At 41.4% G+C, this 23,471-nt stretch carries 23 protein-coding genes, 13 tRNA genes, 3 rRNA genes and 1 pseudogene; 34 read left to right on the forward strand and 6 right to left on the reverse strand.

Translation table 11 applies throughout. The features are described from left to right. Positions 1–4 precede the first annotated feature (4 nt). The 15 genes from I2432_RS00435 (at position 5) to rplQ (ending at position 8,392) form a co-directional block, all read left to right on the forward strand. Positions 5–190, forward strand: a complete 186-nt coding sequence (locus tag I2432_RS00435) for a type Z 30S ribosomal protein S14 (RefSeq protein WP_012514742.1) — start codon at positions 5–7, stop codon at positions 188–190. Between the two features lie 372 nt (positions 191–562). Continuing rightward, entirely contained in the window at positions 563–961 is a 399-nt protein-coding gene (gene rpsH / locus I2432_RS00440) for a 30S ribosomal protein S8 (RefSeq protein WP_012514743.1), read from the forward strand. A gap of 322 nt (positions 962–1,283) precedes the next feature. Then, positions 1,284–1,820, forward strand: a complete 537-nt coding sequence (gene rplF, locus I2432_RS00445) for a 50S ribosomal protein L6 (RefSeq protein ID WP_012514744.1) — start codon at positions 1,284–1,286, stop codon at positions 1,818–1,820. Between the two features lie 102 nt (positions 1,821–1,922). Beyond that, positions 1,923–2,279: a 50S ribosomal protein L18 gene (gene rplR, locus I2432_RS00450; RefSeq protein WP_003010871.1), complete on the forward strand. Its 357-nt coding sequence runs from the start codon at positions 1,923–1,925 to the stop codon at positions 2,277–2,279. Between the two features lie 18 nt (positions 2,280–2,297). Next, positions 2,298–2,792, forward strand: a complete 495-nt coding sequence (gene rpsE / locus I2432_RS00455; protein WP_012514745.1) for a 30S ribosomal protein S5 — start codon at positions 2,298–2,300, stop codon at positions 2,790–2,792. A 14-nt stretch (positions 2,793–2,806) separates the two neighbouring features. Then, positions 2,807–2,989, forward strand: a complete 183-nt coding sequence (rpmD, locus tag I2432_RS00460; RefSeq protein ID WP_206158878.1) for a 50S ribosomal protein L30 — start codon at positions 2,807–2,809, stop codon at positions 2,987–2,989. A gap of 200 nt (positions 2,990–3,189) precedes the next feature. Beyond that, positions 3,190–3,630 carry a 50S ribosomal protein L15 gene (rplO, locus tag I2432_RS00465; protein WP_012514746.1) on the forward strand — a complete coding sequence of 147 codons (441 nt, stop codon included), beginning with the start codon at positions 3,190–3,192 and terminating at the stop codon, positions 3,628–3,630. Between the two features lie 16 nt (positions 3,631–3,646). Continuing rightward, positions 3,647–4,951: a preprotein translocase subunit SecY gene (gene secY / locus I2432_RS00470; RefSeq protein ID WP_043038345.1), complete on the forward strand. Its 1,305-nt coding sequence runs from the start codon at positions 3,647–3,649 to the stop codon at positions 4,949–4,951. Positions 4,952–5,102: 151 nt separating this feature from the next. After that, entirely contained in the window at positions 5,103–5,744 is a 642-nt protein-coding gene (locus I2432_RS00475; RefSeq protein WP_012678795.1) for an adenylate kinase, read from the forward strand. Positions 5,745–5,861: 117 nt separating this feature from the next. Further along, on the forward strand, positions 5,862–6,080 hold the full coding sequence (infA, locus tag I2432_RS00480; protein WP_001040189.1) for a translation initiation factor IF-1: 219 nt from the start codon (positions 5,862–5,864) through the stop codon (positions 6,078–6,080). Positions 6,081–6,105: 25 nt separating this feature from the next. Then, on the forward strand, positions 6,106–6,222 hold the full coding sequence (rpmJ, locus tag I2432_RS00485) for a 50S ribosomal protein L36 (protein WP_000868345.1): 117 nt from the start codon (positions 6,106–6,108) through the stop codon (positions 6,220–6,222). Between the two features lie 17 nt (positions 6,223–6,239). Continuing rightward, a complete protein-coding gene (gene rpsM, locus I2432_RS00490; RefSeq protein ID WP_012514749.1) occupies positions 6,240–6,605 on the forward strand; it encodes a 30S ribosomal protein S13 in 366 nt (121 codons plus the stop codon). A 17-nt stretch (positions 6,606–6,622) separates the two neighbouring features. After that, positions 6,623–7,006, forward strand: coding sequence for a 30S ribosomal protein S11 (rpsK, locus tag I2432_RS00495; RefSeq protein WP_001118387.1), 384 nt, complete (start codon positions 6,623–6,625; stop codon positions 7,004–7,006). Positions 7,007–7,052: 46 nt separating this feature from the next. After that, a complete protein-coding gene (locus tag I2432_RS00500) occupies positions 7,053–7,991 on the forward strand; it encodes a DNA-directed RNA polymerase subunit alpha (RefSeq protein WP_206158879.1) in 939 nt (312 codons plus the stop codon). Between the two features lie 14 nt (positions 7,992–8,005). Then, entirely contained in the window at positions 8,006–8,392 is a 387-nt protein-coding gene (rplQ, locus tag I2432_RS00505; RefSeq protein ID WP_002986602.1) for a 50S ribosomal protein L17, read from the forward strand. Between the two features lie 233 nt (positions 8,393–8,625). Here the strand turns inward: rplQ and I2432_RS00510 are convergent. After that, a pseudogene (locus I2432_RS00510) lies at positions 8,626–8,858 on the reverse strand (transposase); the annotation flags it as partial. An 863-nt stretch (positions 8,859–9,721) separates the two neighbouring features. Here I2432_RS00510 and I2432_RS00515 point away from each other — a divergent pair. The 19 genes from I2432_RS00515 to I2432_RS00605 all read left to right on the forward strand — a co-directional run bounded on the left by I2432_RS00515 (position 9,722) and on the right by I2432_RS00605 (position 19,072). Next, entirely contained in the window at positions 9,722–11,287 is a 1,566-nt protein-coding gene (locus tag I2432_RS00515) for an LXG domain-containing protein (protein ID WP_206158880.1), read from the forward strand. Next, positions 11,277–12,152, forward strand: a complete 876-nt coding sequence (locus tag I2432_RS00520; protein WP_206158881.1) for a hypothetical protein — start codon at positions 11,277–11,279, stop codon at positions 12,150–12,152. Before I2432_RS00515 ends, I2432_RS00520 begins: the two co-directional genes overlap by 11 nt. A gap of 20 nt (positions 12,153–12,172) precedes the next feature. Then, complete coding sequence (locus I2432_RS00525; RefSeq protein ID WP_206158882.1) at positions 12,173–12,466, forward strand: DUF4176 domain-containing protein; 294 nt, start codon at positions 12,173–12,175, stop codon at positions 12,464–12,466. Between the two features lie 444 nt (positions 12,467–12,910). After that, positions 12,911–14,459 (forward strand): 16S ribosomal RNA (locus I2432_RS00530). Positions 14,460–14,514: 55 nt separating this feature from the next. Continuing rightward, a tRNA-Ala gene (locus I2432_RS00535) sits at positions 14,515–14,587 on the forward strand. A gap of 310 nt (positions 14,588–14,897) precedes the next feature. Then, positions 14,898–17,797 (forward strand): 23S ribosomal RNA (locus tag I2432_RS00540). An 84-nt stretch (positions 17,798–17,881) separates the two neighbouring features. After that, a 5S ribosomal RNA gene (gene rrf, locus I2432_RS00545) occupies positions 17,882–17,997 on the forward strand. The 16S, 23S and 5S rRNA genes sit together here with 13 tRNA genes alongside, the layout of an rRNA operon. 14 nt (positions 17,998–18,011) lie before the next feature. Then, positions 18,012–18,084: transfer RNA gene (locus tag I2432_RS00550), tRNA-Val, on the forward strand. 5 nt (positions 18,085–18,089) lie between these two features. Further along, a tRNA-Gly gene (locus I2432_RS00555) sits at positions 18,090–18,160 on the forward strand. Between the two features lie 29 nt (positions 18,161–18,189). Next, positions 18,190–18,263, forward strand: a tRNA-Ile gene (locus tag I2432_RS00560). Positions 18,264–18,275: 12 nt separating this feature from the next. Continuing rightward, positions 18,276–18,347: transfer RNA gene (locus I2432_RS00565), tRNA-Glu, on the forward strand. A 10-nt stretch (positions 18,348–18,357) separates the two neighbouring features. Next, positions 18,358–18,447, forward strand: a tRNA-Ser gene (locus I2432_RS00570). An 11-nt stretch (positions 18,448–18,458) separates the two neighbouring features. Continuing rightward, positions 18,459–18,532: transfer RNA gene (locus I2432_RS00575), tRNA-Met, on the forward strand. Between the two features lie 24 nt (positions 18,533–18,556). Next, a tRNA-Phe gene (locus tag I2432_RS00580) sits at positions 18,557–18,629 on the forward strand. Positions 18,630–18,648: 19 nt separating this feature from the next. After that, positions 18,649–18,729 (forward strand) — tRNA-Tyr (locus tag I2432_RS00585). A 6-nt stretch (positions 18,730–18,735) separates the two neighbouring features. Then, a tRNA-Trp gene (locus I2432_RS00590) sits at positions 18,736–18,806 on the forward strand. An 11-nt stretch (positions 18,807–18,817) separates the two neighbouring features. Beyond that, positions 18,818–18,890 (forward strand) — tRNA-His (locus I2432_RS00595). A gap of 8 nt (positions 18,891–18,898) precedes the next feature. Then, a tRNA-Gln gene (locus I2432_RS00600) sits at positions 18,899–18,970 on the forward strand. 18 nt (positions 18,971–18,988) lie between these two features. Further along, positions 18,989–19,072, forward strand: a tRNA-Leu gene (locus I2432_RS00605). A gap of 86 nt (positions 19,073–19,158) precedes the next feature. Here I2432_RS00605 and I2432_RS00610 read toward each other — a convergent pair. The 5 genes from I2432_RS00610 to I2432_RS00630 all read right to left on the reverse strand — a co-directional run bounded on the left by I2432_RS00610 (position 19,159) and on the right by I2432_RS00630 (position 23,360). Next, entirely contained in the window at positions 19,159–20,292 is a 1,134-nt protein-coding gene (locus I2432_RS00610) for a site-specific integrase (protein ID WP_206158883.1), read from the reverse strand. After that, entirely contained in the window at positions 20,282–20,488 is a 207-nt protein-coding gene (locus tag I2432_RS00615; protein ID WP_011921695.1) for a DUF3173 domain-containing protein, read from the reverse strand. The genes I2432_RS00610 and I2432_RS00615 overlap by 11 nt, the downstream gene beginning before the upstream one ends. Positions 20,489–20,544: 56 nt before the next feature. After that, positions 20,545–21,561 carry a replication initiation factor domain-containing protein gene (locus tag I2432_RS00620; RefSeq protein ID WP_196819752.1) on the reverse strand — a complete coding sequence of 339 codons (1,017 nt, stop codon included), beginning with the start codon at positions 21,559–21,561 and terminating at the stop codon, positions 20,545–20,547. A gap of 4 nt (positions 21,562–21,565) precedes the next feature. Beyond that, on the reverse strand, positions 21,566–21,985 hold the full coding sequence (locus tag I2432_RS00625) for a hypothetical protein (protein ID WP_196819753.1): 420 nt from the start codon (positions 21,983–21,985) through the stop codon (positions 21,566–21,568). Positions 21,986–22,262: 277 nt separating this feature from the next. Beyond that, entirely contained in the window at positions 22,263–23,360 is a 1,098-nt protein-coding gene (locus I2432_RS00630; RefSeq protein ID WP_231191913.1) for an FtsK/SpoIIIE domain-containing protein, read from the reverse strand. Positions 23,361–23,471 lie beyond the last annotated feature (111 nt).

Here is a 23,471-nt window from a genome sequence, read left to right on the forward strand (position 1 = left end):
TAAATTGGCTAAAAAATCTATGATTGCTAAAAACAAACGTCCTGCGAAGTATTCTACACAAGCTTACACTCGTTGTGAAAAATGTGGACGTCCACATTCTGTTTACCGCAAGTTTAAGCTTTGCCGCGTTTGCTTCCGCGAGTTGGCTTACAAAGGTCAAATCCCAGGTGTTGTTAAAGCGTCTTGGTAAAATGATGATGTAAAGGACCTTGAAAAATCTGTATGAAAATAGGAGACTGACGCAGCGGTCTTTGGACTTCAAGGAAGTCTATCTTTTCACTAGGATTTTAGTCCGTACTCAAATAACATGATACAGAGAGCTTGACGGACAAGGTGAAAATAGGAAATCTGACGTAGATGCTTACATTCTAGGAAGCTTTGCACCTAAAGGTAGCTACAACTGTAATCTAGCTGAAGCTATAAACAGCTGCGTCTCTTTTTCACATCGTTCGTGGCTCGTGTTCAAATCAGCTGATAAGCTGTGCTGAACTATTTTGCCCTTTGTATCATCGATTAACTAGCAAGTGCAGCTTGCAAACTACTAGTAAGAGGAGAATATAAAATGGTTATGACTGACCCAATTGCAGACTTTTTGACACGTATTCGTAATGCTAATCAAGTAAAGCATGAAGTGTTAGAAGTACCTGCATCAAATATTAAAAAAGGGATTGCAGAAATCCTTAAGCGTGAAGGCTTTATCAAAAACGTTGAAGTTATTGAAGATGGCAAACAAGGAATTATTCGCGTATTTCTTAAGTACGGTCAAAATGGTGAACGTGTCATTACTAACTTAAAACGTGTTTCAAAACCAGGTCTTCGTATTTATTCTAAGCGTGAGGATGTTCCAAAGGTTCTTAATGGACTAGGAATTGCAATTATTTCAACTTCAGAAGGTCTTTTGACTGATAAAGAAGCTCGTCAAAAGAACGTTGGTGGAGAAGTTATCGCATACGTTTGGTAATTTACGATACAAAAGCCGTAACGAACAATCTAAAAATTAGAAAATTATTGTGGCTTGCTTGCAAACAAAATAGTTTGTCTATTTTAGATGGCAGTTCGTCGGCTGTGCTCAAATGATGAACACTATCAACATAGCAAACGTAAAAGAACTAATTGAATACGGGCCAAAGTCTGTGTGAAAAAGATAAATTTTTCTAGAAACCTTGGTTTCATAGTAAAGTTTCCTATTTTCACTTTGCCTTTTACGCCCTAAGTATCTTAGTTCGCCCCGTGAAAACTCGTCGCGTAAGCGGCCTGATAATTTAACAGGAGAAAAAATTAATATGTCACGTATTGGTAATAAGGTTATTATTATCCCTGCAGGCGTTGAAATCATTAACAACGACAATGTTGTTACTGTAAAAGGGCCTAAAGGAGAACTCACTCGTGAGTTTAACAAAAATATTGAAATCAAAGTCGAAGGAAACGAAATGACTCTTGTACGTCCTGACGACTCAAAAGAAATGAAAACAATTCATGGTACAACTCGTGCAAACTTGAATAACATGGTTGTTGGAGTTTCAGAAGGTTTCAAAAAAGAGCTTGAAATGAAGGGTGTCGGATATCGTGCACAGCTTCAAGGCTCAAAGCTTGTTCTTTCAGTAGGTAAATCTCACCAAGATGAGGTGGAAGCTCCAGAAGGGATTACATTTACTGTAGCTAACCCAACATCAATTTCAGTTGAAGGTATTAACAAAGAAGTTGTTGGTCAAACTGCTGCTTACATTCGCAGCCTACGTTCACCAGAGCCTTACAAAGGTAAAGGTATTCGTTACGTTGGTGAGTATGTACGCCTTAAAGAAGGTAAAACAGGTAAATAATGTTCTTAGTGGACTATGGCCTAGGCTTGCTTATGTCATGCTCTACAAGCTCAATTGATAATTTGTCGGAAAGACAAACTTAAATATTAAGAGGTGAAAATTGTGATTTCGAAACCAGATAAAAACAAAATCCGCCAAAAACGCCATCGTCGCGTTCGCGGTAAACTCTCTGGAACTGCTGATCGCCCACGTTTGAACGTATTCCGTTCTAATACAGGCATCTACGCTCAAGTTATTGATGACGTAGCGGGTGTAACGCTCGCAAGTGCATCAACTCTTGATAAAGAAGTTTCTAAAGGAACAAAAACTGAACAAGCCGTTGTAGTCGGCAAACTTGTTGCTGAACGTGCGGTGGCTAAAGGTATTTCTGAAGTGGTGTTTGACCGCGGTGGATATCTCTATCATGGACGTGTTAAAGCTTTGGCTGATGCAGCTCGTGAAAACGGATTGAAATTCTAATAGGGAGGACACAAAATAATGGCATTTAAAGATAATGCAGTTGAACTTGAAGAACGCGTTGTTGCTATTAACCGCGTTACAAAAGTTGTTAAAGGTGGACGTCGTCTTCGTTTTGCAGCTCTTGTAGTTGTTGGTGATGGAAACGGACATGTTGGATTCGGTACTGGTAAAGCTCAGGAAGTACCAGAAGCTATTCGCAAGGCAGTTGAAGCTGCTAAAAAGAGCATGATTGAAGTGCCAATGGTTGGTACAACAATTCCTCATGAGGTTTACACTAACTTTGGTGGAGCTAAAGTATTGTTGAAGCCAGCTGTGGAAGGTTCTGGAGTTGCTGCTGGCGGTGCGGTACGTGCCGTCATCGAATTAGCAGGTATTGCTGATATTACTTCAAAATCTCTTGGTTCAAACACTCCAATCAACATCGTTCGTGCAACTGTTGAAGGATTAAAACAGCTTAAACGTGCAGAAGAAGTTGCCGCACTTCGTGGCATTTCAGTTTCTGACTTAGCTTAAGAAAGGGGATCATCATGGCTCAAATTAAAATTACTTTGACTAAGTCTCCAATCGGACGTAAGCCAGAACAACGTAAAACAGTTGTTGCCCTTGGACTTGGTAAATTAAACTCTTCAGTGATCAAGGAAGATAATGCTGCTATTCGTGGTATGGTGACAGCAATTTCTCACTTGGTGACAGTTGAAAATGTCAAATAAAGAGTTAGCTAGAAATCTCTGATTTCTTGCGTTAGCATGCAAAACCGACTTTTGTGAGTTGTTCCCTTGAATGACAAACAGTGGTCGGTTGGTGCATATAGTATCAAGCTATGATATGGCTTGATCATGTATAGGCGAGTTTCTATGGAGAGTCCTTTCCCTTCATAGAGGCGCTAGCATTTTACAAAAAAGGAGAAAAAATGAAACTTCATGAATTGAAGCCTGCCAAAGGTTCTCGTAAAGTCCGCAATCGTGTTGGACGTGGTACTTCATCAGGCAATGGTAAAACATCTGGTCGCGGTCAAAAAGGTCAAAAGGCTCGTAGTGGTGGCGGCGTACGTCTAGGCTTTGAAGGTGGACAAACACCCTTGTTCCGTCGTATTCCAAAGCGTGGATTTACAAATATCAACACTAAAGAGTATGCTCTTGTTAATCTTGATCAATTAAACGCTTTTGAAGATGGTACAGAAGTAACTCCAGTTGTTCTTAAGGAAGCTGGAATCGTTCGTGCTGAAAAATCAGGCGTTAAGATTCTTGGTAACGGCGAATTGACTAAAAAATTGACTGTTAAAGCAGCAAAATTCTCAAAATCTGCTGAAGCAGCCATTACTGCTAAGGGTGGTTCAATAGAAGTCATCTAATGAGGGGATACTCATTATGTTCTTAAAAATACTCAAAGACGCATTGAAGATAAAGAATGTTAGAAATAAAATATTTTTTACAATCTTTATTATCCTTATATTCCGTATTGGAACACATATCACTGTTCCTGGTGTAAATGCAAAAAGCTTAGAGCAGCTGAGTGAGCTTCCCTTCCTAAATATGTTGAACTTGGTCAGCGGTAATGCAATGAGAAACTTTTCAGTTTTCTCAATGGGTGTTAGTCCCTATATTACAGCCTCAATCGTTGTTCAGCTATTGCAGATGGATATTTTGCCGAAGTTTGTTGAGTGGGGAAAACAAGGTGAGGTTGGCCGTCGTAAGCTAAACCAAGCGACGCGCTATATTTCCCTTGTCTTAGCCTTTGCCCAATCTATCGGTATTACAGCAGGCTTTAACACCTTATCAAGTGTAGCTTTAGTCAAAACACCAGATGTAAGAACCTATTTACTGATTGGAGCTTTACTGACAACAGGTAGTGTGATTGTGACCTGGCTTGGTGAACAGATTACCGATAAAGGCTTTGGTAATGGGGTGTCTATGATTATCTTTGCAGGTATCATTTCCTCTATTCCAAATGCTATTGCAACCGTTCGTGAGGATTATTTTGTCAATGTGAAGTCAGGTGACCTACAGTCATCTTATATCGTTGTTGGTATTCTCATTCTTGCAGTGCTTGCTATCGTCTTTTTCACAACGTATGTTCAGCAGGCGGAATATAAAATTCCAATCCAATATACAAAGCTTGTTCAGGGTGCGCCTACAAGCTCATACCTTCCCTTAAAAGTAAATCCAGCTGGTGTTATTCCCGTTATCTTTGCCAGCTCGATTACAACAATTCCAAGTACGATTATCCCGTTCTTTCAAAATGGCAGAGATATTCCATGGCTGACAACTTTGCAAGGGATTTTTAACTATCAATCTCCAACAGGAATGATTGTTTATGCCTTGTTAATTATCCTGTTTTCATTCTTCTATACCTTTGTTCAAGTAAATCCTGAGAAAACAGCTGAAAATCTACAGAAGAATTCGTCCTATATTCCAAGTGTTAGACCTGGACGAGAAACAGAAGAATTTATGTCATCCTTGCTAAAGAAATTGGCAACTGTGGGTGCTATCTTCCTAGCATTTATATCTCTTGTTCCAATTGCGGCACAACAAGCTCTTAACCTATCTTCTAGTATTGCATTAGGTGGAACTAGCTTGCTGATTTTGATTTCGACAGGTATCGAAGGTATGAAGCAGCTTGAAGGTTACCTTCTCAAGAGAAAATATGTCGGATTTATGAATATTACAGAATAGAATATGGGTTGACACTGTCAACCTTCTATTTTGTTTTTAAATGACAATAAGATTTACAGAGCCTTGGTTCCTATCTTCTTATTGCCATTTGAAAACAAAAACAAGGAAAACTAAATTTCCTATTATCTTTATGTCAAAAGAGGAGAAAAAGATGAATCTTTTAATCATGGGCTTACCTGGTGCCGGCAAGGGTACACAGGCTGCAAAGATTGTTGAAACCTTTGAGCTTATTCATATTTCAACAGGAGATATGTTCCGCGCTGCAATGGCTAATCAGACTGAAATGGGAGTTCTTGCGAAATCTTATATCGATAAGGGTGATTTGGTGCCAGATGAGGTAACCAATGGTATCGTTAAAGAACGCTTAGCACAAGCTGATATTAAAGAAAAAGGATTTCTTTTAGATGGCTATCCTCGTACCATTGAGCAGGCGCATGCCTTAGATGAAACCTTAAAAGCATTGGGACTTACATTAGATGGTGTGATCAACATTGAGGTTGATCCTGCGTCACTCATTGACAGGCTTAGCGGTCGTATCATCAACAAAAAAACAGGGGAAACCTTCCATAAGATCTTTAACCCACCAGTGGGAGACTATAAGGAAGAGGACTTTTATCAACGTGAAGATGATAAGCCTGAAACAGTTAAGCGTCGCTTAGATGTTAATATTGCACAAGGTGAGCCTATTATCAAGCATTATCGTCAAGCAGGCATTGTTCGTGACATTGATGGAAACAAGGACATTTCTGAGGTCTTTGCTGACATTAAAAAGGTCATCGAAAACCTGAAATAAATTCCAGAAAATCGCTTGCGAAAGTGATTTTATCGTGATATACTAGACTAGTCTGACTTATAATTGTTACCTCTGTGCTCAGAGGACATCAAATCGAAATTTAGGGGGTACTTTTGCGTGGCAAAAGAAGACGTGATTGAAATTGAAGGTAAAGTTGTCGAAACTATGCCAAATGCAATGTTTACTGTTGAATTGGAAAATGGACATCAGATTTTAGCAACCGTATCAGGAAAGATCCGCAAAAATTACATTCGTATTTTAGTGGGTGATCGTGTTACTGTAGAGATGAGTCCTTACGACTTGACACGTGGACGTATCACATACCGCTTTAAATAGTCGAAATAATTGGAGGGATTAAAACATGAAGGTAAGACCATCGGTTAAACCAATTTGCGAATACTGCAAGGTTATTCGTCGTAACGGTCGTGTTATGGTAATTTGTCCAACAAATCCAAAACACAAGCAACGTCAAGGATAAGATAGAAAGGAGAAAAAATGGCTCGTATTGCTGGAGTTGATATTCCAAATGATAAGCGTGTAGTAATTTCACTTACCTATGTGTATGGAATTGGTCTTGCAACATCTAAAAAAATCTTAGCAGCAGCAGGTGTCTCTGAGGACATTCGTGTTAAAGATTTGACATCAGATCAAGAAGACGCTATCCGTCGCGAAGTGGATACAATTAAAGTTGAAGGTGATCTTCGTCGTGAAGTAAACCTAAACATCAAGCGTTTGATGGAAATCGGTTCATATCGTGGAATTCGTCACCGTCGTGGACTTCCTGTACGTGGACAAAACACAAAAAACAATGCTCGTACTCGTAAAGGTAAAGCTGTTGCGATTGCAGGTAAGAAAAAATAAAATAGGAGGTAAAAAAATTGGCTAAACCAACACGTAAGCGTCGTGTGAAAAAGAACATCGAATCTGGTGTTGCACATATTCACGCTACATTTAATAACACTATTGTTATGATTACAGATGTGCACGGTAATGCTTTAGCATGGTCATCAGCCGGTGCTCTTGGTTTTAAGGGTTCTCGTAAGTCAACTCCTTTTGCTGCTCAAATGGCTGCAGAGGCTGCTGCGAAATCTGCACAAGAACATGGTTTAAAAACTGTTGAAGTTACTGTAAAAGGTCCTGGTTCAGGTCGTGAATCAGCTATTCGTGCCCTAGCTGCTGCCGGTCTTGAAGTGACTGCCATTCGTGATGTGACTCCTGTACCGCATAATGGTGCTCGTCCTCCAAAACGTCGTCGTGTATAATCACAGTAACAAATAGTACACAAGTTTCGTTTCGAGGGGTGAAAGAATGATTGAGTTTGAAAAACCAATAATAACAAAAATTGATGAAAATAAAGATTACGGTAGATTTGTAATCGAACCACTTGAACGTGGATATGGTACAACTCTAGGTAATTCACTTCGTCGTGTACTCTTGTCTTCACTTCCAGGTGCAGCTGTTACATCAATCAGAATTGATGGAGTACTACACGAATTTGATACAATCCCAGGTGTACGTGAAGATGTCATGCAAATTATCCTTAATGTTAAGGGACTTGCTGTGAAATCATACGTCGAAGACGAAAAGATTATCGAGCTTGATGTAGAAGGCCCAGCAGAGGTAACAGCTGGAGATATTCTCACAGATAGCGATATCGAACTTGTTAACCCTGATCATTATCTTTTTACTATTGCTGATGGTTATACATTGAAGGCTTCAATGACTGTCGCTAAAAAACGCGGCTATGTACCAGCAGAGGGTAATAAAAAAGATGATGCACCTGTGGGGACGTTGGCAGTAGATTCAATCTATACGCCAGTAAAAAAGGTTAATTATCAAGTTGAGCCTGCTCGTGTAGGTAGTAATGACGGCTTTGATAAATTGACTATTGAAATCGTGACAAACGGAACAATTATTCCCGAAGATGCCTTAGGTTTATCTGCTCGAGTTTTAATCGAACACTTGAATTTATTTACTGATTTAACAGATGTTGCAAAGGCAACTGAAGTGATGAAGGAAGCTGAAAAAGTGAACGATGAAAAGGTACTTGATCGCACTATTGAGGAACTTGATTTGTCCGTACGCTCATATAACTGCTTGAAACGTGCCGGTATTAATACTGTCTTCGATTTAACAGAAAAATCTGAGCCTGAAATGATGAAGGTCCGTAACCTTGGACGTAAGAGTCTTGAGGAAGTAAAGGTCAAGCTTGCTGACTTAGGTTTGGGACTAAAAAACGATAAATAACATAGGAGGATAAAATGGCTTACCGTAAACTAGGACGCACTAGCTCACAACGTAAAGCAATGCTTCGTGACTTAACGACAGATCTTTTGATTAACGAATCAATTGTAACGACAGAAGCACGTGCAAAGGAAATCCGTAAAACAGTTGAAAAAATGATTACTCTTGGTAAACGTGGTGATCTTCATGCTCGTCGCCAAGCAGCTGCATACGTTCGTAACGAAATCGCATCAGAAAACTATGATGAAGCTACTGATAAATACACATCAACAACAGCTCTTCAAAAACTTTTCTCTGAAATTGCGCCTCGTTATGCAGAACGCAACGGTGGATACACTCGTATCCTTAAAACAGAACCACGCCGCGGAGATGCTGCTCCAATGGCGATTATTGAATTAGTTTAATTTTTATCAATTTTGTTGAGTGTTATGATGATGGAGCAGTTCCTTTAAGCTGTTCTTAGTCTAGCTCTGGTCTACCGCTAGGACCTTTCCTAGCGGTAACACTCATCATGTTGAGAATAAGTAACGCTTGTTTACGAAAGGTCTCTAAGCTGTAGGTGCCCTTCGTAAGCAGGCGTTTTGTTGTTTTGCGGCTCTTTGGGACTCTTTTGTCAACTGTAGTGGGTGACTGATAGCTAAGCATGAGAGGAGACGAAGGTTGTCTTCTTTTTTGTGATGTTCAAAGCGAGGAAGATGCGTTTCTTGAAGTTATAAAAGTTCATGTAACCAAACGCCTTGCGCTTGATATCTTTGATCAGTTTGTTAGTTGCTTCAAGCTTAGCGTTAGAATAAGCAGTTCAATGGCATTAGTGATATCGTCTTTATAACGAATAAAAGTGTTTAAAGCCGTTTTGAAGGTGTGATTGATCTGTAGTGGGAGTAGCTTAGATCAATGGCGCTTAACTGCTTTGACAATTTCAGTGATAACTGCCTTTGTATCTTTGTTTAAAAATGGTATAATATTAAAAGATTAAACAAAATGTACATGAAAAAGCCATATAAAAGAATGATATTAAGATAATGCGATCAATAGTTTTAGAAAATGAATGTGTAAGGTTAAGGTATGCTTCCTTGATATAATGCTAGTTTTACAAAGAGGCATTCTGTACAGACATAATGCACTCTTACAAATGATACGGTAATTGCTCAGCAAGGCGCAACAGCTTTGGCAAATGTAGTATCTACCTTAGCAAGCAGCGGATTAGTTACGCTTGATACATAAGACAAGAGCTTCTGGAAATACCAGCAGCAGGCGGTATGCCTGTCTTAGGGAGTAGCTACTCAGCTTACCCTATCCATGTCCTAAAGCCTATAGGAGATGCTATGTAGCCTTTGGTTGATGGATATTTAGCTAGGTAAGTAGCTATCAGCTGTAGATATGAGGTAGGAGCTTTAGCTTACATGATGTTAAATGAATTGAAACAGGCTGAGGAAAGCTTGGCTTAGCGACTATCACGCAATCAGCAATCCCTTAACAGTAATAAAGACTGTATGGAAAAATATGATCAAACGTCAACAGATATGAGAGGTGTTTTCTGAAGAAACCATTATACTTTTATAAGACTTATTAGCTGTCTTTCTTTGCGGGTTGGCTTGAGAAGTAGTCTTTATAGGCAGTAGGCTCAGGCTTACAGCACTTAGGAGACATTAGAGCATGAGAAGCACTAACTGGCTAGTGATAGAAAAGCAATAGCACAGCGCTTTTATAACTACAAGAGGAGTAGAAATTCTATGAGTATTGACATGTATTTGAGCTTATCTGAAGAGCAGGCACAGAGTGTAGAGGCTGTCTTAGCTAGGCGACAAACAGCCTATCAATCCTTGCAGGCGAGCTTGATCCAATTGATTTCTAACAGTCCTGATTTATCAGGGCGGACCTATGATTCAGCTAAGGCTTATAGTAGTCAAGTGCTAATTCCTTTGTTAAAAGGGTGTATGCTTTTAGATGAGGCGATTATAGTAGCCTGTAAGGGGTTGCCTAGTGAGTATCGTAGTCAGGTAGACCAAATTGATTTGAAGGAGAGTGATCTGGTTGAGCGTATTGCCCAGATCGATCATGTGATTGGTCGGTACATGGATTTGATTAGTATTGAATACGGTAGAGAGGAGTCTAACTATTCCTATATCTCTCATTTAAGATCAGCAGAGCAGCTCCATCGGGCCGTTAAGCGGCGTCTTGAGGAGATATTGCGAAGGCTAAGGCATTTTGATGCCAACTCAGTTCACCTGTTTTCGACTATTCAGACTCTGGCAGCAGCGGTACAGATAGGCATGCGTCAAGCTAGGACCTCATGGCATGCAGGAAGTCAGGTATTTGTGATTTCAGAGGATATGGCATGGGCCGATACGATTAATTCTAAGTGGTCAAAAAGCAAAGGGTTAAGCCATCTTGGTGATTATGTTTACGACCCAGATGTTCTCTCTAAGGGATCAGCTATTAGTCACCCTTGGATTAAAACAGGCTATACTATGTCTAAACATTTTGGTAAAGCTGTTTCAAAAGATTATACAAAAGCAAGCTTTTTGAGCTATGGCAAGGCAGGTAAGAGAGCTAGTGATGACTTAAATCTTGCTTGGCGTGATATTAGAAATCTTGCTCGTCAAAAACACTGGGTATGGTATGAGAGGCTGGGGCATAAATGGAAAAAAGGAAGCTTTAGCCAGCTGCTTAACACGTTTCAAAAGACGATATTGAAAAAGATCTCAGATTTTAAAGTTTTTGGCAAATATTCTATAAAACAGATAAGTACAATTGTTGGAAAAGTTACAGATCCTATCAAAAGCTCTATTGAATCACTTGGAAAACACATTAAGAATTCTCGTTTATTTAATAAAATGAGATGGATTGGTAAGGTAGCCAAGGCGACTGACTGGACTTCTATGGCAGTAGATACTGGAATAACTAGTGTAAGGGAATACAATAAGAAAAATAGTAGAGCTTACGGTAGTGAGGGCAAGGCGCTTATTCATGCTAGTGTGGCTCAAATCAAGAGCATGGGACCTATAGAAGGGGCGATAATTGGCAGTAAAGCTGGACCTTGGGGAGCATTAATGGGGTTTGTTACAGGAGGCATTAATGTTACTTGGGGAGTAGTGCATCCAGATTCTAAGGATAATATGTTTTTATGGATACAAGATAAAATGGATGACGCTTACGATTCGATTGCCCAGACAGATCTTGGCAAAGGAACATATCATGCTAAAGAAAGTGTCAAAGGTCATATTGGTCGAGCTATTATAAGGACATGGGATTTTGTCAGTCAATCATTTGATAAGGGAGTGGGCTATGGTAGCTAAAGATCAGCTTTTTAGTGGGACATTTGAACAATCAAAAAAGATTGTGTCTAAAAGTATATTGACAGAAGAAGGTGCGCAGATTGGAGTATTTTCATCTATGAGTTTATGGAAGAGAATAACAGGCTTGATGATGTTGCCGCTATTCGCCATTTCATATGGAGTAGGAGTTGTGTTACCTGAACACTTTCAACAATCAACAGAAGGAGTTCAAGCTATTTCATTGGCTGCAATAGAGATTATTGCCAGGTTAGGGCAGTTCAGTCGATACTTTATCATCTGTTTCGTTTGTATGTCTGTTGGATTAATTATTAGTAATATCCTTCCAAAGCCTAACTATGCTTATCAATTATTATATGGCAATGTGACTCTTATTGTACTTAGTATTACAACTACTATCTCAGTCTTTCCCTTAACTGCTGGCCTTACAATTGCAGCTTTTGGCTGGATCGGTTTTTTACCTCAGCTATTGCTTTGCCTTTATTTGTGGAAGCTTTGTGTCATAGATAAGTGTCAACAGCTACGCACAGCAATTTATCACGAAAGTACCACAGCACCTGATTGGGGAAGTAAGCTAATAAGCTTTATCAAGACCTACGGTGGTATCTTATTAGGCCTTTCTATTCTTAACCGCTGGACTCTCAATCTAGGAGAGCTAGTCAAGGAAAACCCCGGTTTTTTGAGTTTTCTGTATGGCTGGATCTTTTTATTCTTCATGTTTTTGATGCTATTTGCACTGGGTCAAGCGTTCAAAAATACCATCATAGCCTATTATTTTTTTAAATACCAAAAAGAATACCGTAAGCACTTTAACATAAGTGATGAGCAATGGTACGGTAAATGGCGTTCAAAAATACTATCAAAATAAATAATATAAGGAGTAACCACATGCAAAAGGAATTATTACCGTTAGGAAGTGTTGTCTATCTAGAGGGAGCAACAAGCAAGCTAATGATTGTCGGACGTGGCCCTATATTTGAATCTAATGGCCAAAATGTCTACAGTGATTATGTTGGAGTAATGTATCCAGAGGGGATCAATCCAGAAGATGCGATTTTTTTCAATCACGAAGATATTGCAAAAACGGTCTTTGAAGGCTTCAAGGACGAAAAAGAACAACGCTTTTTAGAAGTGTACTCTGATTGGGAGAGTACTTTAGAAATTTCCAAAATAAAGCTATAGATGAATTGTAGCAAACATATTTGTCAGTAGATTGTCATGATTATATTGAGAGATGATGACTTTCTCTGGCTTAAATACCTCTAAAGTTTCAAAGTTTAGAAAAGGCTTTAAAATGGGTGTTATGAAAGTATTTATGCTCATTAAATAAACCTATAATTTCAATAAAATCACTAAAAAAATAAAAAAACCTGTCAAAACCTCTTGACAAGTGTCGGTAAGATATCGTATACTAATGAAGCTGTCGACGAGAGCTAGCTAAGGTTAATGAAAAAAGGTAAAAAAAGTAGTTGACAAAGGCAGCCTAAGCTGATAGAATGTAATAGTTGTCTCGTAAGACAAAGACCTTTGAGAACTGAATAAGACGACCAAACGTGCGGGTTACGGAAGTAACCTGTCAATAAAGAAACAAGTCAGTAATGACGTCGAGTTAAGAGCTCAAACTAAATTAAAGAGAGTTTGATCCTGGCTCAGGACGAACGCTGGCGGCGTGCCTAATACATGCAAGTAGAACGCAGAGGTCAGGTGCTTGCACTGGACTGATGAGTTGCGAACGGGTGAGTAACGCGTAGGTAACCTACCTGATAGCGGGGGATAACTATTGGAAACGATAGCTAATACCGCATAAAAGCCAATGACCCATGTCATTGGCTTGAAAGAAGCAAACGCTTCACTATGAGATGGACCTGCGTTGTATTAGCTAGTTGGTAGGGTAAAGGCCTACCAAGGCGACGATACATAGCCGACCTGAGAGGGTGAACGGCCACACTGGGACTGAGACACGGCCCAGACTCCTACGGGAGGCAGCAGTAGGGAATCTTCGGCAATGGGGGGAACCCTGACCGAGCAACGCCGCGTGAGTGAAGAAGGTTTTCGGATCGTAAAGCTCTGTTGTTAGAGAAGAACAGTGATGGGAGTGGAAAGTCCATCATTTGACGGTAACTAACCAGAAAGGGACGGCTAACTACGTGCCAGCAGCCGCGGTAATACGTAGGTCCCGAGCGTTGTCCGGATTTATTGGGCGTAAAGCGAGCGCAGGCGGTTTAATAAGTCTGAAGTTAAAGGCAGTGGCTTAACCATTGTATGCTTTGGAAACTGTTAAACTTGAGTGCAGAAGGGGAGAGTGGAATTCCATGTGTAGCGGTGAAATGCGTAGATATATGGAGGAACACCGGTGGCGAAAGCGGCTCTCTGGTCTGTAACTGACGCTGAGGCTCGAAAGCGTGGGGAGCAAACAGGATTAGATACCCTGGTAGTCCACGCCGTAAACGCTGAGTGCTAGGTGTTAGGCCCTTTCCGGGGCTTAGTGCCGTAGCTAACGCATTAAGCACTCCGCCTGGGGAGTACGACCGCAAGGTTGAAACTCAAAGGAATTGACGGGGGCCCGCACAAGCGGTGGAGCATGTGGTTTAATTCGAAGCAACGCGAAGAACCTTACCAGGTCTTGACATCCCGATGCTATTCTTAGAGATAAGAAGTTACTTCGGTACATTGGAGACAGGTGGTGCATGGTTGTCGTCAGCTCGTGTCGTGAGATGTTGGGTTAAGTCCCGCAACGAGCGCAACCCTTATTGTTAGTTGCCATCATTAAGTTGGGCACTCTAGCGAGACTGCCGGTAATAAACCGGAGGAAGGTGGGGATGACGTCAAATCATCATGCCCCTTATGACCTGGGCTACACACGTGCTACAATGGTTGGTACAACGAGTCGCAAGCCGGTGACGGCAAGCTAATCTCTGAAAGCCAATCTCAGTTCGGATTGTAGGCTGCAACTCGCCTACATGAAGTCGGAATCGCTAGTAATCGCGGATCAGCACGCCGCGGTGAATACGTTCCCGGGCCTTGTACACACCGCCCGTCACACCACGAGAGTTTGTAACACCCGAAGTCGGTGAGGTAACCGTTAAGGAGCCAGCCGCCTAAGGTGGGATAGATGATTGGGGTGAAGTCGTAACAAGGTAGCCGTATCGGAAGGTGCGGCTGGATCACCTCCTTTCTAAGGAAAAATGGAAGCATGTTTGGAAGTCTTATTTAGTTTTGAGAGGTCTTGTGGGGCCTTAGCTCAGCTGGGAGAGCGCCTGCTTTGCACGCAGGAGGTCAGCGGTTCGATCCCGCTAGGCTCCATTATCTAGGATACAAAGAAATGTTTGGGTTACCTAATTTTCTGTATTCTAAGATATATAAGATATCGTTCAAGTAATTGAACACGACCTCATTTTTTAGGAAAAAAGATAAATCTCCTCGTGTGTAAAGCACACATCGTCGATTTCCTATTTTTCTACAAAAATGCCCAACAAGTTGGGACGGTCTTAGTATCTTAATCTTGTCCATTGAAAATTGAATAACTATATCACATTCCGCAATCAAAAAAGATTGTAAGAAAGTAACAAGAAATAAACCGAAACGCTGTGATAACGAGTTTAAGAAAAAATAAGGTTAAGTTAATAAGGGCGCACGGTGGATGCCTTGGCACTAGAAGCCGAAGAAGGACGTGACAAACGACGAAATGCTTTGGGGAGCTGTAAGTAAGCAAAGATCCAGAGATGTCCGAATGGGGGAACCCACTAGCTAATGGCTAGTATCCATAACTGTTAAGGTTATGAGAAGGAAGACGCAGTGAACTGAAACATCTAAGTAGCTGCAGGAAGAGAAAGCAAACGCGATTGCCTGAGTAGCGGCGAGCGAAAAGGCAGGAGGGCAAACCGAAGAGTTTACTCTTCGGGGTTGTAGGACTGCGTTGTGGGACGACAAGATTATAGAAGAAGGCCTTGGGAAGGGTCGCCACAGAGAGTAACAGCCTCGTATTCGAAATAGTCTTTAACCCTAGCAGTATCCTGAGTACGGCGAGACACGAGGAATCTCGTCGGAATCTGGGAGGACCATCTCCCAACCCTAAATACTCACTAGTGACCGATAGTGAACCAGTACCGTGAGGGAAAGGTGAAAAGCACCCCGGGAGGGGAGTGAAAGAGAACCTGAAACCGTGTGCCTACAAGAAGTTCGAGCCCGTTAATGGGTGAGAGCGTGCCTTTTGTAGAATGAACCGGCGAGTTACGTTTACGTGCGAGGTTAAGTTGAAGAGACGGAGCCGAAGGGAAACCGAGTCTTAATAGGGCGCAAGTACGTGGACGTAGACCCGAAACCATGTGACCTACCCATGAGCAGGTTGAAGGTGCGGTAAGACGCACTGGAGGACCGAACCAGGGCACGTTGAAAAGTGCTTGGATGACTTGTGGGTAGCGGAGAAATTCCAAACGAACTTGGAGATAGCTGGTTCTCTCCGAAATAGCTTTAGGGCTAGCGTCGATATAAAGTCTCTTGGAGGTAGAGCACTGTTTGGGTGAGGGGTCCATCCCGGATTACCAATCTCAGATAAACTCCGAATGCCAATGAGATATGATCGGCAGTCAGACTGCGAGTGCTAAGATCCGTAGTCGAAAGGGAAACAGCCCAGACCACCAGCTAAGGTCCCCAAATAACTGTTAAGTGGAAAAGGATGTGGGGTTGCACAGACAACTAGGATGTTAGCTTAGAAGCAGCTATTCATTCAAAGAGTGCGTAATAGCTCACTAGTCGAGTGACCCTGCGCCGAAAATGTACCGGGGCTAAAACAGTTTACCGAAGCTGTGGATTACCGTTAAGGTAATGGTAGGAGAGCGTTCTATGTGTGATGAAGGTATACTGTGAAGAGTGCTGGAACGCATAGAAGTGAGAATGCCGGTATGAGTAGCGAAAGACAGGTGAGAATCCTGTCCACCGTAAGACTAAGGATTCCAGGGGAAGGCTCGTCCGCCCTGGGTTAGTCGGGACCTAAGGAGAGACCGAAGGGTGTATCCGATGGACAACAGGTTGATATTCCTGTACTAGAGTATATAGTGATGGAGGGACGCAGTAGGCTAACTAAACCGGACGACTGGAAGAGTCCGGCTAAGCAGTGAGGTGTGATGTGAGTCAAATGCTTACATCTATAACATTGAGCTGTGAAGGGGAGCGAAGTTAAGTAGCGAAGTTAGAGACGTCACACTGCCAAGAAAAGCTTCTAGCGATACGTATACTCTACCCGTACCGCAAACCGACACAGGTAGTCGAGGCGAGTAGCCTCAGGTGATCGAGAGAACTCTCGTTAAGGAACTCGGCAAAATGGCCCCGTAACTTCGGGAGAAGGGGCGCTGACTGCAAGTCAGCCGCAGTGAATAGGCCCAAGCAACTGTTTATCAAAAACACAGCTCTCTGCTAAATCGCAAGATGATGTATAGGGGGTGACGCCTGCCCGGTGCTGGAAGGTTAAGAGGAGTGCTTAGCGCAAGCGAAGGTATGAATTGAAGCCCCAGTAAACGGCGGCCGTAACTATAACGGTCCTAAGGTAGCGAAATTCCTTGTCGGGTAAGTTCCGACCCGCACGAAAGGCGTAATGATTTGGGCACTGTCTCAACGAGAGACTCGGTGAAATTTTAGTACCTGTGAAGATGCAGGTTACCCGCGACAGGACGGAAAGACCCCATGGAGCTTTACTGCAGTTTGATATTGAGTATCTGTACCACATGTACAGGATAGGTAGGAGCCATAGAAGTCGGGACGCCAGTTTCGATGGAGGCGTTGTTGGGATACTACCCTTGTGTTATGGCTACTCTAACCCACTAGGCTAATCGTCTAGGGAGACAGTGTCTGACGGGCAGTTTGACTGGGGCGGTCGCCTCCTAAAATGTAACGGAGGCGCCCAAAGGTTCCCTCAGATTGGTTGGAAATCAATCGCAGAGTGTAAAGGTATAAGGGAGCTTGACTGCGAGAGCAACACCTCGAGCAGGGACGAAAGTCGGGCTTAGTGATCCGGTGGTACCGTATGGAAGGGCCATCGCTCAACGGATAAAAGCTACCCTGGGGATAACAGGCTTATCTCCCCCAAGAGTTCACATCGACGGGGAGGTTTGGCACCTCGATGTCGGCTCGTCGCATCCTGGGGCTGTAGTCGGTCCCAAGGGTTGGGCTGTTCGCCCATTAAAGCGGCACGCGAGCTGGGTTCAGAACGTCGTGAGACAGTTCGGTCCCTATCCGTCGCGGGCGTAGGAAATTTGAGAGGAACTGCTCCTAGTACGAGAGGACCAGAGTGGACTTACCGCTGGTGTACCAGTTGTCTCGCCAGAGGCATAGCTGGGTAGCTATGTAGGGAAGGGATAAGCGCTGAAAGCATCTAAGTGCGAAGCCCCCCTCAAGATGAGATTTCCCATAACGTTAAGTTAGTAAGAGCCCTGAGAGACGATCAGGTAGATAGGTTAGGAGTGGACGTGTGGTGACACATGGAGCGGACTAATACTAATAGCTCGAGGACTTATCCAAAAGATGAAACCAGTCGCTATTGACAGCTTAAGGAATTCTTGTTAGACTATAGTTATTCAATTTTGAGTGGAGAAGACTCGTAAGTTAAGTGACGATAGCCTAGGAGATACACCTGTACCCATGCCGAACACAGTAGTTAAGCCCTAGAACGCCTGAAGTAGTTGGGGGTTGCCCCCTGTGAGATACGGAAGTTGCTTAGCTTAGATCCACTTGGGGGAGTTTAGCTCAGCTGGGAGAGCATCTGCCTTACAAGCAGAGGGTCAGCGGTTCGATCCCGTTAACTCCCATTTTAGCGGGTGTAGTTTAGTGGTAAAACTACAGCCTTCCAAGCTGTTGTCGCGAGTTCGATTCTCGTCACCCGCTTTATAGTTTTCCCAAGCTATAGTATGCTTGGGCGCGTAGCTCAGGTGGTTAGAGCGCACGCCTGATAAGCGTGAGGTCGGTGGTTCGAGTCCACTCGTGCCCATTAAGATATGATGGTCCGTTGGTCAAGGGGTTAAGACACCGCCTTTTCACGGCGGTAACACGGGTTCGAATCCCGTACGGACTATATTGTTATTGGAGGATTACCCAAGTCCGGCTGAAGGGAACGGTCTTGAAAACCGTCAGGCGTGTAAAAGCGTGCGTGGGTTCGAATCCCACATCCTCCTTTAAAGAATATCGCGGGATGGAGCAGTTAGGTAGCTCGTCGGGCTCATAACCCGAAGGTCGTAGGTTCAAATCCTGCTCCCGCAATTATATAAAAGATATATGCTGGTTGGCTCGGTAGCTCAGTTGGTAGAGCAATGGATTGAAGCTCCATGTGTCGGCGGTTCGATTCCGTCTCGCGCCATAGTAATTTAATATGTTTTGGAAAGATAGCGAAGAGGCTAAACGCGGCGGACTGTAAATCCGCTCCTTCGGGTTCGGGGGTTCGAATCCCTCTCTTTCCATCCTGAACGGGCATAGTTTAAAGGTAGAACTAAGGTCTCCAAAACCTTCAGTGTGGGTTCGATTCCTACTGCCCGTGTTCAGAATATGGCGGGTGTGGTGAAGTGGTTAACACATCAGATTGTGGCTCTGACATTCGTGGGTTCGATTCCCATCACTCGCCTATTTTATTGGGGTATAGCCAAGCGGTAAGGCAAGGGACTTTGACTCCCTCATGCGTTGGTTCGAATCCAGCTACCCCAGTTTAGTTTTATATTTAAAGCCGGCGTGGCGGAATTGGCAGACGCGCTGGACTCAAAATCCAGTGTCCGCAAGGACGTGCCGGTTCGACCCCGGCCGCCGGTATAGTTTAAAAGACAAGGTTTCTAAGCCTTGTCTTTTGTTTTATCTTTTCTATTGCTCTTTTTCAAGTTGCCAAAAAATTCCATTTTCTAAAAAATATCGTCCAATTTGTTCGCCAATGTCTTTTGTTTACTTGGGTATAAGTGGGAATATGTATCTATTGTAGTCGTGATAGAGGCGTGTCCAAGACGTTCTTTTACGACTAGATAATCTTCCCCTTGATTGATAAGTAAAGACGCGTGAGAGTGCCTTAAATCGTGTATTCGTATCTTTTTTAGATTGTCGTTCCTAGCCAGTATCTGCTTAAATTTTTTATCAATCATATTTTTTGTCATTGGTAGTGGTGTGCTTTGAATTACTTGAAGGTTTTCTGTATCTGTTGTAAATTCTTTAAGTAAGTCTTTTTGTTTTTCTTTCCAGTCTGCAAGCATTCTTGCTAATTTATGATTGATTGTAATACGTCTGGTACCTGCTCTAGTTTTTGTACTATTGATATGATTTGTACCGTTAACAAAATATGCTGTTTTTGTGATGTGAATGCTATTAGTGATTAAGTTTATATCGTACCAAGTTAACGCAACTATCTCGCCCAATCGCATTCCTGTAAAAAAGGCAATCGTAAAGAATAGGTCATAACTTATTTCATCACTTGTAATGAGTTTTCTAAATTCGTTAAATTCTTCTACATTCCAAAAATTTATAGTTGGCTTACTAATAGGCAATTTTCTTATATTTTCAACTGGATTTTTATCTATCAATGACTTTCTTACACCAGTATCAAAAATCTTTTTGAGAAGTATCATTATTTTATTGACTGTATTATGACTTAACGTAGAACTATCGTTTTGCTTTTTGGGCTTTATTTTGAGATACTCTCGAAATTCAAAAATGTGCTCATAAGATAATTTGTTTAAGTTTGTATTTATGAAGTAAGGTTTGATATGTCGCTCATAGTTGTTTCTTTGTGTGCTGATATAACTGATTTTTCTGTTATTTTGTCGGTCTTCTTCCTCAAGTATATCGAAGAGCATATCGGTTGTTACCAAAAAATCAAAACGTTTTTCTTTTAACTCAACAACACGGATATATTGTTCTAACTCTAAAGCTTCTTTCTTGGTCTTGAAACCTTTACGAATGATTCGTATTCGCTTTTTGGTAACTGGGTGGAAGCCGTCAGAAATATCAACAGTCCAAGTTCCATTTTTTGCTTTCTTAACTGTCATGATGAGCACCTAAAGAAACGTCAAAACCAAGTAATTCAGTAGCGATAGAAGCAGGGATAGTTCCGACACGCTTATTTTGATAAACCCTAAACCCTCTTGCTATTAGAAGCTCTTTCCCCTGTCTGATGATACGTTTAGAAGTTCCTTCAGAGAAACCAAGGGCAACTAGGTCATTCTTATTTACGGTTGCTATCATTGAACACTTTCCTTTCTTTTGTTATAATCTAGTTAGTTAATTTTAGGGGCGATTTTTCAAGTCGTCCTTTTTTGTCCCCATAATGGAGAGCTATTCTGCTCTCGGATATATTGCTCAATATCCTTTTCATCATTATCGGTTAGCCGAGACAATCCATCTTTTAGCAGACTCTGAATATAATCTTCTGCCTTTTGAACATCATAGGCTTTATATTTTGCTATATAAACCTTTGCTAATGTTTTAGCCACCTGTTTTTCTGTCCAGGCCTCTGATTGTCTGAGAGTTGGCTTAGTCCTTTCAACACTTAAGTATGTTTGATTTTCAGTCTTTAGATAATCTAGCCACCACCTGACCTTTTTTCTTCTCCAACGATTAGTATCTGTCGCATTTGGTTTCACAAAACGATAGTGACCATTGATAGCTTCAAAATAGATAGATGACAGAGGACGCTTTAGAAACAATTGCTCTGCAATAATATTCGCCTTATCCTGCCAACATCTAAGTTCTGCACGAATCCAAGAGGGATATTCTACAAGCTCTTGCTTGCTAAGTTGTTCCATACGTTTATTGTAGATACACCATTGTTGATTACCTCTGGAACCTATAGCAACCGTCTCTCCAACTCGTTCTCCATTTTCTAAGACAGATTTCTCATGATACTCAAAATGCTTTGCTTTCGAGATACATAAACCTTTCTTGCAATAGTCATATACTCGCTGAACATCTAAACTACCGTCAAATATGTCGTGAGCAATATCTAAGCGAGTAAAATTAACCGAATACTGATACAACCGACCTATCAAAGCTATCCAATTATTTTCGTTACCGTCCAAAAATTCTTCATATTGGCGACAACCTTGCCCTTTTAATTCGATAAAAACCCCCATTGAAGGTCTATCCTCATTAAAGTACACTTTAATCTCAGAACAAGCATAATGTCGCTGGTACTTGTTTATTCCCCAATTATTTAATGTGAAATCTTCTAAAGGAATTAAAAGAATATCAGTTAAAACACTTTCTGGAGGAATATTTTTAACGGTTACTGCAAAATAATCAATTCTGACTGTATTCATAGGGTTATGCTCCTAGAATTTTAATGTCCTCACATACTAATTTAACACCTGCCCAGTTACTTCGTGTCATGTTCCAAGCTAAACGAACTTTCGGCTTAACCAACTCAATCGGAACATTCAAAAGTGATTCATTTTGAGCAAGTGTAGCAATCTTATCTACATTACCTACAATTTCTAAGTTGATAGCTTTTAAGTCTTCAGTTGAAATTCCCAATTCTTTTAGTATTTTAACCTTATCAGCATCGAGTACATTACAAACAACTTTCACAACCTCATCAGTCTTTACTTGCTCACCATTAACCTCATTGTACTTGTTATTCACTTTAGCAGATAGGATAACAATTTTTTTCGGCACTTCAAACTGTGTCATATCCAAATCAAGTTGCCCAATCTTAAGGGTAGTATCTGTCATATTGTAAGTCATAATAATTACTCCATTTTCTATTCAAAAAGTCGTATCCTACACGAAAAGCGACTCAAGCCCTTCTCCCACAAGGGTTTCAATGACTTCGGTATAACCAACAAGCCGTAACCCCTTACGTATCAAGGGTTTAGAGTACATTTCATGTATGTGTGCACCCCCTATTAGTACTGGGGGCATTTTTCTAACCTCCTGCAAAGCAGTCGGTGGGCTCTTTCTCCCTAGCGAAAAGAGGAACGCTCCGCTCGATTCTGCCCCCTGGGCAATCGTCCCTATTTCGCTAGTCCGAAAGACCGTCATTATTTCTAATACTCCAGTAGCGGTCGCAAGCCTTATCAAAATATTCCTCAAAGTCTAGTTCATCAGACTTAAAAGGTGTTTCAACATATCTAGGTTGTGGAATCACTCCATCTATTTGAATGTATCCTGTGCCTATGTTACAAGTTTTATAATCAATATCTTGACTTGAAAACATCATGCGACAAGAATCTGAATCAGCAGTAGTCGAACCTAATAAGAGTGCTGTGCCAAAGTTTTGCCTCATATACGTCGGAATGAAATCACTTGAGGCTCTCTGCAGACCTACTATAACTTCGATAGAGGCTTGGCGAGATTTTACTAATAGACTTCCAAGGTTCGACATTGCCTCTTGATAGGCTTGTTTCCCTTCTTTAGTAGTCTCTGCCTCTGTTTTGAAAGCAATCCCCTCATCAAGCACGATAACAAGAGGATAATTGCCCTCGACATCCGCCCACGATAAAACTTTTCCTTTGGAAATATAAGTGTCTGGATTATCTGCCATTATTTGAAAGCGAATGTTCATCTCTTCAACTGCCTCTCTTAAACCTGCTGCAATCTGAAAAGGAGAATTATAAACTACCTTATAACCTAATCTATCTTCTAATTTCTTACCAACTAGCCAAGACAACTCCCCTTTTTTGGGGTCAAGCAATTTTATTTCAGCTCCTAAAGTTAAGTATTGAGCCACAAGGTTCTCTAGCATCACCGTTTTTCCCGACTTGGTCGAACCAGCCAAAAGGGCGTGAGGCGGAGAGCCAAACTGCCAACCTACTTTCTCGGAGATTGTCAAATTTGTAGTTTTGAGGGTGTCTTCCCAAGTCAGTCTATTTTCTGCATATTTAGGAAAAATATAGGTCACTTGCTTGATGGTCTCTGTCATCTCTCCCAAATCTAACGAAAGCGAACTAGATAAGAGTGACCCAATTTTAGAGGCTAAATCATTATATTTATCTCCATATTTCATAGCATAAATTTCTATATTCTGTTCTGTTTCCCTATATTTTAGAACTAAATGATTAGTGATTTGTTCTATGCCATTGATAACCTGACTCTCATAAAATTTGTTAGAGACAATCATATATTGCAAATTATAGTTGATTCCATTCAGATATGCTTGCTGACATTTTTTCCAAAAGCGAAATATGAACCAAAATATACTAATAAAAAATATACCAACGATTGAACTAAG

It is taken from the genome of Streptococcus equi subsp. zooepidemicus (assembly GCF_015689395.1).
In the GTDB taxonomy this organism is placed as follows: Bacteria; Bacillota; Bacilli; order Lactobacillales; family Streptococcaceae; genus Streptococcus; species Streptococcus equi.